At 62.0% G+C, this 14,711-nt stretch carries 16 protein-coding genes and 2 pseudogenes; 14 read left to right on the top strand and 4 right to left on the bottom strand.

The window, feature by feature from the left end:
* The first annotated feature begins 63 nt into the window (after nucleotides 1-63).
* Nucleotides 64-324, top strand: coding sequence for a hypothetical protein (locus JHW40_RS03200; RefSeq protein ID WP_090617062.1), 261 nt, complete (start codon nucleotides 64-66; stop codon nucleotides 322-324).
* Between the two features lie 4 nt (nucleotides 325-328).
* Here the strand turns inward: JHW40_RS03200 and JHW40_RS03195 are convergent, their stop codons facing one another.
* Both JHW40_RS03195 and JHW40_RS03190 read right to left on the bottom strand, forming a co-directional pair.
* Complete coding sequence (locus JHW40_RS03195) at nucleotides 329-934, bottom strand: cysteine hydrolase family protein (protein WP_244519358.1); 606 nt, start codon at nucleotides 932-934, stop codon at nucleotides 329-331.
* 39 nt (nucleotides 935-973) lie between these two features.
* A complete protein-coding gene (locus JHW40_RS03190; RefSeq protein WP_090617060.1) occupies nucleotides 974-1,201 on the bottom strand; it encodes a hypothetical protein in 228 nt (75 codons plus the stop codon).
* Nucleotides 1,202-1,413: 212 nt separating this feature from the next.
* On the opposite strand from JHW40_RS03190, the gene JHW40_RS03185 reads away from it, so the two are divergent.
* The 7 genes and pseudogenes from JHW40_RS03185 to JHW40_RS24100 form a co-directional block, all read left to right on the top strand.
* Nucleotides 1,414-1,632, top strand: a complete 219-nt coding sequence (locus tag JHW40_RS03185) for a hypothetical protein (protein WP_139208259.1) — start codon at nucleotides 1,414-1,416, stop codon at nucleotides 1,630-1,632.
* Nucleotides 1,633-1,661: 29 nt separating this feature from the next.
* On the top strand, nucleotides 1,662-2,279 hold the full coding sequence (locus tag JHW40_RS03180) for an exopolysaccharide biosynthesis protein (protein WP_090617055.1): 618 nt from the start codon (nucleotides 1,662-1,664) through the stop codon (nucleotides 2,277-2,279).
* Nucleotides 2,280-3,059: 780 nt separating this feature from the next.
* Nucleotides 3,060-3,965 (top strand): glycine betaine ABC transporter substrate-binding protein OsmF, encoded by a 906-nt coding sequence (gene osmF / locus JHW40_RS03175; protein ID WP_090617053.1) that lies wholly within the window; start codon nucleotides 3,060-3,062, stop codon nucleotides 3,963-3,965.
* 8 nt (nucleotides 3,966-3,973) lie between these two features.
* The gene (locus JHW40_RS03170) at nucleotides 3,974-5,119 is read left to right on the top strand and encodes an ABC transporter permease (protein ID WP_090617051.1); all 1,146 of its coding nucleotides are present in this window, start codon (nucleotides 3,974-3,976) and stop codon (nucleotides 5,117-5,119) included.
* Nucleotides 5,116-6,060 (top strand): ABC transporter ATP-binding protein, encoded by a 945-nt coding sequence (locus JHW40_RS03165; protein ID WP_090617049.1) that lies wholly within the window; start codon nucleotides 5,116-5,118, stop codon nucleotides 6,058-6,060. Before JHW40_RS03170 ends, JHW40_RS03165 begins: the two co-directional genes overlap by 4 nt.
* Nucleotides 6,057-6,794, top strand: a complete 738-nt coding sequence (locus JHW40_RS03160) for an ABC transporter permease (protein ID WP_090617047.1) — start codon at nucleotides 6,057-6,059, stop codon at nucleotides 6,792-6,794. The genes JHW40_RS03165 and JHW40_RS03160 overlap by 4 nt, the downstream gene beginning before the upstream one ends.
* Before the next feature lie 161 nt (nucleotides 6,795-6,955).
* Nucleotides 6,956-7,249, top strand: a pseudogene (locus JHW40_RS24100) (IS110 family transposase); the annotation flags it as partial.
* Here the strand turns inward: JHW40_RS24100 and JHW40_RS03155 are convergent.
* Entirely contained in the window at nucleotides 7,162-8,529 is a 1,368-nt protein-coding gene (locus JHW40_RS03155) for a transposase (RefSeq protein ID WP_272849051.1), read from the bottom strand. The pseudogene JHW40_RS24100 and the gene JHW40_RS03155 sit on opposite strands and share 88 nt — an antisense overlap.
* Nucleotides 8,529-8,663: a hypothetical protein gene (locus JHW40_RS03150; RefSeq protein ID WP_272849050.1), complete on the bottom strand. Its 135-nt coding sequence runs from the start codon at nucleotides 8,661-8,663 to the stop codon at nucleotides 8,529-8,531. The genes JHW40_RS03155 and JHW40_RS03150 overlap by 1 nt, the downstream gene beginning before the upstream one ends.
* Before the next feature lie 219 nt (nucleotides 8,664-8,882).
* Between JHW40_RS03150 and JHW40_RS03145 the strand changes: the two are divergent.
* From JHW40_RS03145 to JHW40_RS03120, 6 genes and pseudogenes are all read left to right on the top strand, one after another.
* Nucleotides 8,883-9,743 (top strand): annotated as a pseudogene (locus tag JHW40_RS03145) (IS5 family transposase); the annotation flags it as partial.
* A gap of 64 nt (nucleotides 9,744-9,807) precedes the next feature.
* A complete protein-coding gene (locus JHW40_RS03140; protein WP_170851950.1) occupies nucleotides 9,808-9,984 on the top strand; it encodes a hypothetical protein in 177 nt (58 codons plus the stop codon).
* A gap of 172 nt (nucleotides 9,985-10,156) precedes the next feature.
* Entirely contained in the window at nucleotides 10,157-10,738 is a 582-nt protein-coding gene (locus JHW40_RS03135; protein WP_090617044.1) for a DNA-3-methyladenine glycosylase, read from the top strand.
* A 113-nt stretch (nucleotides 10,739-10,851) separates the two neighbouring features.
* Nucleotides 10,852-11,376 carry a 2Fe-2S iron-sulfur cluster-binding protein gene (locus tag JHW40_RS03130; protein WP_090617042.1) on the top strand — a complete coding sequence of 175 codons (525 nt, stop codon included), beginning with the start codon at nucleotides 10,852-10,854 and terminating at the stop codon, nucleotides 11,374-11,376.
* The gene (locus JHW40_RS03125; RefSeq protein ID WP_090617040.1) at nucleotides 11,373-12,341 is read left to right on the top strand and encodes an FAD binding domain-containing protein; all 969 of its coding nucleotides are present in this window, start codon (nucleotides 11,373-11,375) and stop codon (nucleotides 12,339-12,341) included. The genes JHW40_RS03130 and JHW40_RS03125 overlap by 4 nt, the downstream gene beginning before the upstream one ends.
* Nucleotides 12,338-14,512, top strand: a complete 2,175-nt coding sequence (locus JHW40_RS03120) for a xanthine dehydrogenase family protein molybdopterin-binding subunit (protein ID WP_090617037.1) — start codon at nucleotides 12,338-12,340, stop codon at nucleotides 14,510-14,512. The genes JHW40_RS03125 and JHW40_RS03120 overlap by 4 nt, the downstream gene beginning before the upstream one ends.
* Nucleotides 14,513-14,711: the final 199 nt, after the last annotated feature.

Genomic DNA, 14,711 nt, shown 5'->3' with positions numbered 1-14,711 from the left:
CAACCGGATGACCGGGATTATGTTCCCGGACCGTGGCGCATGGACCAGACAGGAGAAGCGGAGATGGGCGGTTCCGACACATATTTGCAGGCGCTGGAGGGCCGCCTTCTGGCGCAGCGGCGGGTGCTGGCCCGGCTGCTGGCGCATGGCACCGCAAGCGAATGGCAGGATGCAACCGACTGGCTGGCGGATCGTCAGATCCTGCATGACGGGCAGGAAGATCCCGGCGCCGTGCCTGCCGAGGGGATGGCGCAGGAACTGGCCATGGCGGCCGAATTCCGCGAACTGGCCGAACTGGCCCGCCGATACCGGGGTCAGGGATAGGCGTTCAGACCCGCCACTGATCCAGCAGTTCCGCCAGCGGCGCGGTCTCAACCTGTTGTCCGAAGCGCGATTCATAGATCCGCATCGCGGCGTCATGGCTGGGGTCCGCCGAGGAACAGACCGCGTCCGACACCAGTACCACCCGATAGCCGCGGTCGATCGCACCCAGAACCGTGGCAAGAACGCAGACTTCGGTCTCGCCCCCGGTGACGATCAGGGTAGAGATCCCGGTCCGGCGCAGAAACCCGTCCAGCCTGCCATCCGGCCAGGGCGAATAAAGCTGCTTGTCGAACAGCCGTGCCGGCGGAACATGACGGGCCAAAGGCGGCGCCAGCTCCAGCCATTCGGATGGCAACCGGTCGCGCAGCATCTGTGGCCAGACCGCATAATAACGCGCCCATGACCCGATGGCCGCCCCCTGATCGGCGGGTGGAATGAAGCGGGTGAAGATCGTGCGCGCGGCATGGGCTTCGGTCAGTTCGGCGACCGCGGGCAGGATCTTTTCCATCCACGGCACCGCCCAGGACGAGCCCGGCCCGAACAGCCGCTGCATGTCCACGCAAAGGTGCAGCGCCTCGGTGCCGGGCGCGCCGAACCTGATCCCGGTCACAACATGGCCTCGCCTGCTGTCATCACTGCCGGTCCCGGGTCAGTAATTGCCGGGCGGATCGCTGGCGGGAAAGGATTCGTCGGACTGCTCGTCAACGATATCCCAGTCTTTCGGCGGGGCCCGCATCTGGCTCTGCCCGGCGGCGCGGACATAATGCGTACCCTTCGGGTTTGGCCGCGAAGAGGCGGCGAACAGGTCGCAGGCTGCTTTCAGCCCGATACCGGCGGCGATGCCCAGACAGAAACTCAGCGGGTCGGTGCGTCTCATCTTCCGTGCCTTTCCTGATATGAAGGGCGTTGTCAGGAAACGGCGGGGATCGGCGATTGTTCCCGAAGGATCACGATCATCGGGGCGGTCAGACGGGAACAAATGTGCCGCCGGGCCATTCTCATGGCGCGCCGCCGCGGCTGATGGCGACAGCAGCGATCACCCCTGAGGCGTCGCGCCGATTGCGAAACCATATCGAAAAGGGCAAGACGATGAACCGAATGACCTCGATCACGCTGCATTTCCATCTGGTCGATGGCGGCGCCGTTCATGTGAAAAGCGACGACATCTCCGGTCTGGAACTGCAGGATGACGACCCGCGAAGGCTGGGCACCCAACTGGGTTGCATCCTTGTCAAGGAAGCACAGCGCCGGTTATGTCCGCTGATCCTGCCCGATGAGTTGCGCACCGGTCCCAAGCAGATCTGCTGAGCCATGCGCCCTTGCAGGACCCTTGCGCCATGAACACCCATACGCCCTGCGACGCCCGGCCCCAAGGCCCCCCCGACAATGCCAGCGTGGCCTCGGTGCTGGACCGCATCCATGACCGGGCGACGGGGACGCAAATCCGGCTGGGCGATGTGGCGGGCGCGCTGGGAAAGGCGTCGTTCATACCCAACCTGATGCTGCCGGCGCTGGCGGTCGTCTCTCCGCTGTCGGGCATCCCGCTTTTCTCCAGCACCTGCGGCATCTGGATCGCACTGGTCTCGGCGCAGATGATGCTGCACCGCGATCACATCTGGCTGCCAGGCTTCCTGATGCGGCGCGGCGTCTCCAGCCAGCGATTACGCATGGTGGCCGAGAGGCTGAGGACGCCTGCCACATGGATCGACCGGCTGACCCGGCCACGGCTGACTTTCCTGCTGCACCCGCCTTTTCTGTGGTGCGCGCAGCTGATCTGCCTGCTTGCCGGGCTGTGCATGCCATTTCTGGAACTGCTGCCCTTCGCCTCGTCGCTCCTGGGGACGGTGGTGTTCTTCATGTCGCTGGCGATGCTGGCCCGGGATGGCGTGTTCGTGCTGATCGGGGTCACCATATTGGCCGCCGCGCCCGCCACGGTCTTCTGGCTGGCCGCATAAGCAGGCTGGAAGCGGGGCTTCAACCGGCCTGCAGCTTTCGCCCCCCATCGCTGGAACATAACGGACCGCAGAGGATTGGTCTCTGTCACGTTCACTCAACCTGAGGAATTCCAGCATGGACCTCCTCAATCATCCCCGACCTCAGCCCTGCGACCTGAATGAGGCCACCCTGAACGGCGCCAAGGTTTACGGCCCCGACAATGAGACGATCGGCAGCGTCTCCCATGTCCACGGTACGCAATAAAGCTTTGCGGCCAAAGCATCTCTGTAATCTCGCTGGTAGGACTTTCTGGGAACATTCCGTCGAAGCGGCAGCTGTTCCATTGCCCCCATCACAAGGGTCAACCCTCACGCTCTCTGCCCGATCCCCCCGCATTTTGGTGCGGGGGATTTTTTGTCCGATCGGAGTAGAATGTAACATTTTGCTCATCACACGCGCCGAATGTCGATGATCGCACCTCTTGACGCCTACATTTGTCAGAAATCTGAACAGTGGATTCGATGGCGGCCTGATTGTGGCAGGTTGGCCAATGTTGGCAGACTCGACCTGATGATATGGCCAATGGACGAACTGAGCTCGGTAGGATTTCGATCCGCACAGCGAGGACCGGAATTTCAAACAAATCGGCGGCGCGGACGGAACCAGGATGACGTGTTTCGGGTTTCGGCATGGCGACAATAGCCGATTAAATCAGCCGAACCAACCATATGTCGGCAAGGAGCACGAATCAGCAGGCAGTTCGCTCAGCGTCTGGCCACCCCGTGCCGAAAGGGAACGATATGACCAAATCCGTCCTGATGTTTCTCATCGCGGTCGTCGTCGGCATTGGGAATGCCAATGCGCAGGTCGTCGTTGCATCGAAGATTGATACTGAGGGTGGGGTGCTCGGCCAGATAGTTCTGCAGTTATTGGATCATGCGGGTATCGAGACCCGCGATCGAATACAGCTGGGCGGCACGCCGATCATGCGCGAGGCAATTATCGCAGGTGAGATCGATATCTATCCTGAATATACGGGAAATGCTGCGTTTTTCTTCAATCGCGCTGATGAGGCCATCTGGCAGGATGCCGCTGCAAGCTATGAGGCGGCAAAGAAACTGGATCAGGAGGCCAATGATATTGTCTGGCTTGCGCCTGCCCCCGCGAACAACACATGGGGCGTTGCCCTGCGCTCGGATGTCGCCAGCGCGGCAGGCATTGGAACATTCTCGGAATTTGGTGCATGGGTGGCCGGCGGGGGTGGTGTCAAGCTGGTGGCATCGGCTGAATTCGTCAACTCGGCCCCGGCGCTGCCCGCATTTCAGAAAGCATACGCATTTACCCTGAATCAGGACCAGTTGATTGTTTTGTCGGGTGGAGATACCGCCGCTACGATCCAGGCGGCGGCAGCCGGCACCAGCGGCGCCAATGCGGCAATGGTTTACGGCACAGATGGTGCGATTGCCTTTTCCGAGCTGAAGGTACTGGAAGACGACAAAAATGTGCAACCGGTTTATCAACCAGCCCCGATCATCCGAGCTGAAGTATTGGCTGCGTATCCGCAGATCGCCGAATTACTGGCACCGGCTTTTGCCGGTCTGGACCTGGAGACGTTACAACGACTGAACGGCCAGGTTCAGGTCGAGGGCGTTCCTGCGGCAGAGGTAGCGCAAGGCTATCTAACGGAATTGGGGTTGCTCGACTGAGAAGTTCCATGCGGCGTATCGACAAGCTGACCGTTGTACTGGCGATACCGCTGATTGCCGCGCTGCCCCTTTCGGCGTTCAGCCTAAGGCCCAATAGAATTGCACCTCCTGAAGGCCAAACAGTGTTCGAGGTATTCGGACCGGCGACAACGACGGCGCTAATTGCCGCCACGGGATTGCTGGTGATCTTTCTGCTGCTAGTGCGACGGCCTGGAACCCGAATGCTGCTGCTCGCTGTCGCACTGACCGGTCACATCATTCTTTTAGGACGAGGCGCGACGATCTTACTTGAACAGGCTGCGCCAGCGGCGCGGGTATCGCCCGGCGCAGGCTTCTGGCTTGCGGTTGGCGCGCTTTTGCTGCTTCTGGCGGACGCTTTCGCCCGCTTGCACCCCGGACCGATCCTGAGGGTCGGCCTGCTTGTCGGCGCCGTCGGAGTCGTAGCGACGCTTCTCTGGTCCGGGGCACTAGCCGAACTGTCCATCATGGCGGAGTTCCGAGGGCGCGCGGACACGTTTCGGCGTGCGACACTGGATCATCTTACCCTGGCCTTCGGATCCTTTCTTGCCGCCTTCGTGGTCGGTCTGCCGACGGGGCTCTTCATCCACCGGTACCCGAGACTGCGAGATCCCGTAGTGAGCATGCTAACGCTTATTCAGACCATTCCCTCGATCGCTTTGTTCGGGATTCTTATTGTCCCGCTCGCCTGGATAGCCTCACATGTACCCGGCGCGACAAATGCAGGGATCAGTGGTATCGGGATGGCACCGGCAATGGTGGCGCTGTTTCTTTATTCGTTGTTGCCTATTGTCGCCAATACCGTGGCCGGGATGGATGAGGTGCCGCAGACAGTCATCGAAGCCGCGTCCGGAATGGGAATGACCGGGGCCGAGCGACTTTGGATGGTGGATTTGCCACTGAGTATTCCGGTCATTCTTGCTGCTGCACGAATAGTGATGGTGCAGAATATCGGGCTGGCCACCGTAGGAGCGCTGATCGGCGCAGGCGGTTATGGGACTTTCATCTTTCAGGGAATCGGGCAGACGGCAACGGATCTCATTCTTCTTGGGGTGTTTCCGACGGTGGCGCTGGCTTTCCTGACCTCTGCAATCATGGACCTGATAATTACGCTTTTCAGGGTGCAACAAGAATGATCGATCTGGTGGCCCTGACCAAAACCTATAACAATAAGCCAGTGGTCAGCGATGTGTCCGCCAGCTTCGCACGCGGCATGGTGACTGCCATAGTCGGCACCTCAGGCTCGGGCAAGACGACGCTGCTGCGAATGATCAACCGGCTGGTGGTGCCCACGTCGGGCAAAGTGCTGATCGATGGCACGGATATAGGTCAAATTCCTGAGGCCTCATTGCGCCACAGCATCGGCTATGTCATTCAGGGAAACGGGTTGTTTCCTCACTGGACAGTGGCCCGCAATATCGGCGTCGTGCCGACATTGCTCGGATGGCCTAAAGCCCGGATCGTCGCCCGAGTTAACGAACTACTGCATATGCTGCAACTTGATCCTGCCGAGATCGGGCAGCGTTATCCGCATCAACTCTCGGGCGGACAGGCTCAGCGCGTCGGAGTAGCGCGAGCGCTTGCGGCGCAGCCTGATGTGCTTCTGATGGACGAGCCCTTTGGGGCATTGGACCCGGTGCTCCGTCGCCAGGCGCAGCGGGACCTGGTGCGGATTCGTCACCAATTGGGCACGACGGTTGTGCTGGTGACGCATGATATGAGCGAAGCGCTGAACCTGGGCGCTGCTATCGCCGTGATGCGAGATGGGCGGTTCGAGCAGTTCGGGACACCCGACGAAATTGTTTGTACACCTGCTACGCCGTTCGTGGCCGAACTCGTCGGAGAGGTGGGCCGCGCGCTGCGCCTGCTGGCTCTGAAACCAGTTGGTCCGCATTTGTGCGCAGGTGAGGCAGCTGGCGATCCCGTCAATGATACCGCATCCTTGTCTGATGCGCTGGCCGAGATGATCTGGACCGGGCGCGACAAACTGCCGGTCGTCGATGGGCAAGGGCGACAGTTGGGTATCGTTAAACGCGACGATATTCTTGCAGCAGGCAGACGCGCAGGGCCGTCATGACCACGCTGCGCTGGGTCATTCTGATCGCCATAACGGGTGGATTGATCTTCTTTCCCGGTCTGTTTGAACCCGTTCTGCGCCCCTTCGCACCTGAGGGCGGACCGGTCATCTACGACCGCGCAACCCTTGCCAATCTGTCAGCAGCGCATGTGACTCTTGTGCTGTTGGCAATGGTGCCGTCAACCGTCCTCGCGGTGTCACTGGCTATCCTCGTTACCCGCCCGGCTGGCGCTGAATTTTTACCCATGTCCCGAGTGCTGACGAATATAGGGCAGACTTTTCCGCCGGTCGCCGTTCTGGCGTTGTCAGTTCCACTTATGGGCTTCGGCAGCCGTCCGACAATCCTTGCACTCTTCCTTTATGGTATGTTGCCTGTCTTCGAGAATGCCTTGGCAGGCTTGCGCGGGGTTCCCGACTCAGTGCTGCTATCCGGTAAAGCTGTCGGCATGACATCCCGCCAGATGCTGACGCAGGTGGAGATACCTCTGGCGTTGCCGTTGATCCTCGAAGGCACCCGCATCTCGATCGTCATTGCGTTGTCGACTGCGACGATCGGCTCGACCGTCGCCGCACGCAGCCTCGGCGAAGTGATAATTGCCGGCCTGACCTCCAACAATCTGGCTTTCGTCGTTCAGGGAGGGGTGCTGACTGGCTGTATCGCCGTACTGATCTATGACGTCTTTGGGGTGCTGATCGGCATTGCAAAGCGCCGTAGTGGTCGAGAGCCCCGTTAGGAGCTATTTGTAAAAGAGGCATCCGCCATCTTTCATGCATGCTTAGAACCCATGATCGCTGTGTGAACTGACTGGGCCGGTGGCCTCTCCCGCGGCATTCTCCGTTCGAGGGTTGCGCCGGACGGGCCGGTGCCGAGCCTCAGGAATGGGGGAGATACCACATGCAGGATAGCACGTCCATTGGGTTGGATGTCCACAAGGCGACGATATCTGTTGCGGTTGCGCAAGGCGAACGCGGCGGCGAGGTCCGCCACTGGGGGACGGTGCCGCACCGTCCCGATCATGTCCGCAAACTGGTCGAGAAGCTTTCGGCCAGTGCGGCACGGCTGCATCTCTGCTATGAAGCGGGCCCCTGCGGCTATGGCCTCTACCGCCAACTTGTCGAGATGGGGCACGGCTGCATCGTGGTGGCGCCATCGCTGATCCCGGTGAAGGCGGGCGACCGGATGAAGACCGACCGTCGCGATGCGGTGATGCCGGCAAAGCTGCACCGGTCGGGTGAGCTGACGGCGGTCTGTTTCCGGATGTGGCGCATGAGGCGATGCGCGATCTGGTCCGGGCGCGGGCAACGGCGATGCGGGTGGCGGGCAAGGCGCGCCAGCACCTGCAGGGCTTTCTGCTGCGCCACGGCCAGGTCTATCCGGGGAAGAAAGGCTGGACCGGGGCCTATCGGCGGTGGCTCGCGCTGGTGCGCTTCACGTATCCGGCGCAGCAGATCGTCCTGCAGGACTATATCGACGCGGTTGCCGATGCCGAGGCGCGGATCGAGCGGCTGACCGGGTAGATTGCGGATCTGCTGCCGCAGTGGAGCCTCGCGCCGGTGGTCGCGGCGGTTCGCATGGCCGTCCTTTCCCCATGCCAGGCGTTTGCGTCGAGCGCGCAAGATGGCCGCGTGGTTTGTCACGATATGCACCCTGCGGGATGGCGCGCCCCGGGGCAGGCATTGCGCCTTGAGAGGACAGCGCGCGCAGTCATGCCGGTCGGCGCGATACCATTGCCCGGATTTTGTGACGTTTCTCGGGGTCAGCCGCCTCCTCGCCGGACACCGGACCACATCGTGATGGGGGTCAAACTTGAACCGCTCGGTTGGAAAGCCCTGTGCCGCCTTGCGACGGGGGGCACGAAGAGGCGGGATGACGGCTGCTATCCTGCGGTCTTCAAGGGCGGCGTAAATCCGGCCAATGCCATAGAGCCTGTCCGCCGTGATCCGGCCCGGGGTAACTCCAAGGGTCGCTTCGATTGCTTCCAGGCGCTCATCGAACCGGCCCGTGTCATGTTCTTCGCCGGTCACAATCTCCACATCGACGACGACGCCCGCAAAATCGTCAACGGCCGTGTGCTGCTTGTAGGCCGGGCACAGCGGCGCCCTGGAGGATGTAGCCATGGTCGCGTCCGGGTCTGTGCGGCAGAGCAACTTGAACTTGCCGCTCGTGCGCGCGTCCCGCTCGGCGCCATTGACGTCGTCACGGGCGGCCTCGACCGCATCCAGATGGCGCGAAACCAGTGCGTCCATGCTGACATTCGCCCGGATCAGGCTGGCGTCAATGTGGACGGTTTCAGTCGAAACCAGGCCCGCCGCCTGGCACTGTCGCACGACATGTATGAAGATCTGGCGGAAAACATCTGCGCCCCAACGCTGCCGGATGCGCGTCAGCGAGGAGTGATCCGGCAAGGCCTCGTGCAAGGCGTAACCGACGAACCAGCGGATCGCGAGATTGACCTGCGCTTCACGCATCAGCCGCCGGTCTCGAACGATCCCAATCGAGGCAAACCCGCCAGCATCAGCCGCATGGCTACCTCGGGATCGATACCGGGACGGCCATTGTCGGCACAATAGAGATCGGCCACTTCAGCGCGCAGCCGACCCAAGATCAAGAACCTGATCGACCCTCACCAGCACATGGTCATCAGGGATCAGCCCCCGCAGCGACCCCGTGATGAAAAGCTCCAGTTGCCCGCGTTCTTTCCGACCCAGCATCGCTGCCCCAATATCTCTGTTCAGCCAAGTGAATCAGAGACATCGAACTTCTTCAACAGCCCCCGGGGGACGGATTTCAGCCCTGAACGGGCGAAGCCCCGGGCCGAAGGCCGACTGTGTTCACCAAGAACCGGGACAGGCTGCTGACGACCGAGATGTCGCGCAAGGTGATGGCGGCGATCCTGGCCCATCGCGAAGTTGCGCCACTCTTGTCGGATGATCACTTCTCGGTCGATGGCACGCTCATCAAGGCCTGGGCGTCGATGAAAAGCTTCAAGCCCAAGACCGAGGACGCGCCGCCCAGTGACGAGGGTCCCGGCGGTCCGCCCGCCCAGGATGACATCCCCGCTGATCAGGCCGCCGCGACCAACCCCGAGACAGCTCCAATGCCCCACACCAACCATCGCAGCCGAAATGCCGAGGTCGACTTCAAGGGCGAGAAGCGCTCCAACGCGACCCATGTCTCCACCACCGATCCGGAGGCACGGCTTTACAAGAAAGCCCCCGGCACGGGCGCAATGCTTTGCTTCATGGGACATGCGCTGATGGAAAACCGAAACGGGCTGATCGTTCAGGGCGACCTGACACAGGCCGACGACCATGCCGAACGGAAGGCCGCGCTCGACATGCTGCATCGTCATTCCCCTGGCTCGACCCGAAAACTGACGGTGGGCGCTGACAAGGCCTATGATGCCGCTGGCTTCGTGGCCGATCTGCGTCGGGCCTGCGTCACCCCCCATGTCGCCCAAAAAGCGCGGCATTCGGCAATCGACGGACGCACCACACGGCACAAAGGGTATGCCCTGTCGATCAAGCATCGAAAGCGGATCGAGGAGCCCTTTGGATGGACCAAGACCGTCGGCGGCATGGCCCAGACCGTCTATCGCGGTGTCGAACGGGTGAGATCCCGCTTCATCCTGACAATGGCCGCCAACAACCTGGCCCGATTGCCCCGGCTTTTGGGGGCCTGACCTCCAAACCGGGCATCAGGCACCCATGAGGCAACTATGCCCTCCAGCGCCGAAGGGCCCGGCCATGATCCTCATCAGTCGCCAAGACAGGAAGCGGTTCTGGTTCGGCAACTATTTCAGCGGCCTGTTAGAACAGCGTGATTTTCCGGATTATCAAACTAATGACAATGAGCCGGTCGTCGCAGTGATCACAGCTATCTTCAGCCCGGTCACTGCGCTGGATGCCGGATCGGAAGGCTAGCTTCCTGAGGGAACGGCGGCGCTCTATGCCTTCATTCGGCGACGTGGCAGGCCCTGTGCGGGTGGAGGATACGAACAGGGTGATGGCTGTCCGTTTTTCAAAACGTGTTGCGGTTGGAACGAAGCAACGGCGGGAATGTTTTCAGTATTGAAAGCATCCGGCAAAAGAGAGAATGACCCACGTGCTTTTGTCACAGCAAGCCGCCGAAATGGATGCCGTCAGCCTCGCACAAAGACTGATCGGGGCATCCCTGTGGGTTCGCGGTGCGGGTGGCACCATCATCGAGACCGAAGCCTATCGCCAGGATGACCCCGCCTCTCACAGCTTTCGCGGGCCGAGCGCGCGGAACGGCGCGATGTTCGGTCCGGCGGGACATGCTTATGTCTATCGGTCTTACGGCATCCATCTATGCCTTAACGTCGTCGCCAGACCCGGCGAGGCCGTGCTGATCCGTGCCATCAGGCCTGAATACGGCATTGACCTGATGCGACTGCGGCGCGGCAATGAAAGTCTGTGCAACGGTCCAGGACGTTTGACACAGGCGCTGGATATCCGCTCGACGGACGATGGCGCCTCGTTTGTCACCGACGACTTTCGCATCATTCTGTCGCCGACATTCCCCGACATTCTTGCAGGTCCACGCATCGGCATCAGCAAGGCAAAGGATTTGCCGTGGCGCTTTGGCCTTGTGGGGGCACGCGGCCTTAGTCGTCCGTTTTCCAAACCGCAAGGACGACACCAGCGCCTATCGTAAATGCGTCGGCGCAGGATGGGGCGTGACGGAATAGACCGTCGCGGAACCCCCCGCCCGTCCTGGGGGTTAGTCCGGCAACCGTCAGCCAGCAGTTCGCCAGCAAGAGAGGCCACATGCAGATCACCCTTATGATTAATGGCCAGTCCCATGACCTCGACATCGACACTCGAACGACGCTTCTGGATGCGTTGCGCCACCATCTGGGCCTGACCGGCACCAAGAAAGGGTGTGACCATGGGCAATGCGGTGCCTGCACGGTTCTGGTTGATGGTCGGCGGATAAATACCTGCCTGACGCTGGCCTGCATGGCCGAGGATGCGCAGATCACGACCATTGAAGGGCTGGGTACCATGGAACACCTTTCCCCGTTGCAACAAAGCTTTCTGGACCATGACGGCTATCAATGTGGTTACTGCACGCCGGGGCAGATCTGTTCAGCCACAGCCATGCTGGAGGAGATCGCGGCGGGCTGGCCCAGCCACGCTTCGGCCAGCCTGGACGGGCCGCAGCCAATGTCTCATAGCGAAATCGCGGAAAGGATGAGCGGAAATCTTTGCCGCTGCGCCGCCTATTCCAATATCGTCGATGCCATCCTCGAAGTTGCCGGCAAGGGCAACCGCCACGAGGACGCAGCATGAAAGAGTTCACCTATCATCGCGCTGAATCACTTGGCGATGTCGCGGTCGGCGCGACCATCATCGCCGGCGGCACCAACCTTCTGGACCTGATGAAGCACGAGGTGATGACGCCTGACTCACTGGTGGACATTACCCGGCTGGACCTTGCCCGGATCGAACCCGATGGCGATGGCCTGCGGATCGGGGCCTTGGTGAAAAACAGCGATCTGGCCGTCCATCCCGTTATCCGGCGCGATTATCCTGTCCTGTCCCGCGCGCTGCTGGCCGGGGCCAGCGGCCAATTGCGCAATATGGCCACAACCGGCGGCAATCTGCTGCAACGGACCCGGTGCCCTTATTTCTATGACCGCCGCATGGCCTGCAACAAGCGCGATCCCGGTGCAGGGTGCGCGGCCATCGGCGGCGTAACGCGCAATCATGCCATTCTGGGGGCGTCATCACATTGCATCGCGACACATCCAAGCGACATGGCCGTGGCCTTGCGCGCGCTGGATGCTGTTGTCCAAATCGACGGCCCCAATCCCCGGCGGGTTGCGCTGGCCGATTTCTATCTGCTGCCCGGTGACACTCCGCATCTGGAAACCGTGCTGCAACCCGGTGAGATCATCACCGCAATCACCCTCCCCCCGCCTGCCGGGGGGCAACAGCGTTATCGCAAGGTCCGGGACCGCGCCTCTTATGCGTTCGCGCTGGTGTCGGTCGCGGCAGTTGTCACGATGAACGGCACACAGATCGCCAACGCCGCGCTGGCGTTCGGCGGGGTCGCTGCAAGGCCGTGGCGCAACCCCGAGGCCGAATGGCTGCTGGCCGGGAAAATGCCCTCGGACCCGCTTTTTGCGGATGCCGCAGAGATCATATTGCGGCCAGCACGAGGGTGGGGTGAGAACCAATTCAAAATCCCGCTGCTGCGCCGCACGCTGATCGCAACGCTTCGCGATGCAACCGGGCTGGAGGCTGGCGCATGACCCGTCATCTGAAAGTCGATAAGCCCGACCACGACAACCGGCTGGACCATATGGTGCAGGGCGTTCTGGGCCAACCGCTCAATCGGCTGGAGGGCCCGCTGAAGGTGACGGGCCGCGCGGCTTACGCAGCCGAGGTGCGGCCGGATAAGATAGCCTATGGCGTTCTGGTGCAGGCTTCCATTCCCGCAGGCAGGGTTCTGGACATCGGTGACGCGCCGGGCGCGTTGGCCGTCATTCATGATCCGCGCATGATCCGTTATGCCTCGCAGGGAATGGATCAGAAAGGTCCGAAGGCAGGCCCGGATCAGGTCGAGTATATGGGTCAGGCCATTGCGCTGGTCGTGGCCGACAGCTTTGAGGCTGCGACCAATGCGGCGCAAAACCTGTCTGTGCGCTATTCGGCAGAGACTGCGGTCGTGGACCCGAATGCGGTCAAGCCCGAACTGCCCCCCAAAAAACAATCGAACACCGGCGATCTGGCTCAGGCCATGCGGGATGCCGCCGTTTCCGTGGACGCGGTGTGGCACACCCCGTCCCAGATGGCCGCCGCGATGGAGCCACATGCCGCCGTCGCCGAATGGGACGGCGATCACCTGACGATCCGGGCCGGTCTGCAAATGCTGTCCTCGAACCGCGCGCAGATGGCCGATGCGCTCGGGATCAAGCCCGACAAGCTGAGATTGCTGGCCCCCTATGTCGGCGGCGGTTTCGGATCGAAACTGGGCATCAACGCCGAGGCTGTTGCTGCCGCCATCGCCGCCAAGCAATTGGGCCGCCCCGTCAAGGTGGCGATGACCCGGCAGCAGGTGTTCGACCTTGCCCATCGCCGGTCTGAAACGCGGCAGCGCGTACGGCTGGCCTGCGACGCCGATGGCCGCATGACGGGTATCGGCCACGACGTGCTGGTCTCCAACTTGCCCGGCACGCAGTTTTCGGAACCCGTGACGCAAGCCACACCCTTTACCTATGAAGCCGCGCATCGCCAGATTGTCCACGCCGTCGCGCATATCCACCGCGGCTGCGCAGGGTCCGTCCGCGCCCCCGGTGAGGCTGTGGGTGTCACCGTGTTCGAATGCGCGATGGACGAACTGGCCGAAGCCGCAGGAATAGACCCGGTTGAACTGCGCCTGCGCAATATCCCCGACGCCGAGCCCGTGAGCGGACGCCCTTACTCCAGCAACAAGCTGGCCGAGGCCCTGCGGGTCGGCGCCGAACGCTTTGGCTGGTCGGAACGCCGCCCCACGGGACAGCAGGTGCAGGGCGAATGGATGATCGGGATGGGGGTCGCTGCGGCAGTGCGCGTCAATATGCTGATCGAGTCCCGCGCCAAAGTCACCTTGCACCCCGACTGCCGGGCCATCGTCGAAACCGATATGACCGATATCGGCACTGGCACCTATACCATTCTCGGCCAGCTTGCGGCCGAGATGCTGGGCTTGCCGACCGACCGTGTCGAGGTCCGGCTAGGCGACACCGATTTCCCGCCCGCCGCAGGATCTGGCGGTTCGTTTGGCGCGGCCTCCAGCGGAAACTCGGTCTATCTGGCGTGCGAGGACATCCGGCGGCAAATTGCGGCCAAGATGGGATGTGACGAAACCGACCTGTCCTTGCATGATGGTGTGGCACGCGCGGGCAATGTAGCAAAATCCCTGTCCGACCTGATCGACAGCCCGATCGGCGCAGAGGGTCATCTGCAACCTGGCAAGACCGAAAAATCCGTCCGTCAGGCCACATGGGGCAGCCATTGGGCCGAGGTTGCGGTCAATCGCTGGACTGGAGAGGCGCGGGTGCGGCGGATGCTGGGCGTGTTCGCCTGCGGCCGGGTTCTGAACGAAAAGACCGCACGTTCGCAATGCCTTGGCGGTATGACATTCGGCATTGGCATCGCTCTGACCGAAGCGATGGAGCATGATCCCCGGGACGGCCATGCCGTCAGCCGCGATCTTGCCGAATACCACATCCCCTGCCATGCCGATGTACCGCCGCTGGAGGTGCATTTCCTGCCGGAGCGCGATGCCTATGTCGGTCCGCTACAGGCCAAGGGATTGGGGGAACTGGGGATTTGCGGTGCAGGGGCAGCGGTGCTGAACGCAATCCACAATGCCTGCGGCGTCCGGGTGCGCGACCTGCCCGCGACGCCGGACAAGATCATTGCGGGGCTGGACCTGTGATGTCAGCCGATCCTGTCAGCCGTCACCGTGACGCGGCGTTCCTAGACTCTCAACTGCTGGCCGTCGCACCGGACGATCTGACGCGGTTCTAGCGATCACTACCGGCATCTCGCGGCCATCCTTTTGGCCGCCGAAGATATCGTGGTCCTTTGCGGTAACCAGCGGACAAGATCGCTAAGCTCCGGCTGCATTGGGACAG

Origin of the sequence: Paracoccus alcaliphilus (genome assembly GCF_028553725.1) — a bacterium.
Classification (GTDB): domain Bacteria; phylum Pseudomonadota; class Alphaproteobacteria; order Rhodobacterales; family Rhodobacteraceae; genus Paracoccus; species Paracoccus alcaliphilus.
The sequence above is the reverse complement of the archived record's forward strand: the minus strand, read 5'-3'. Positions and strand labels throughout refer to the sequence as shown.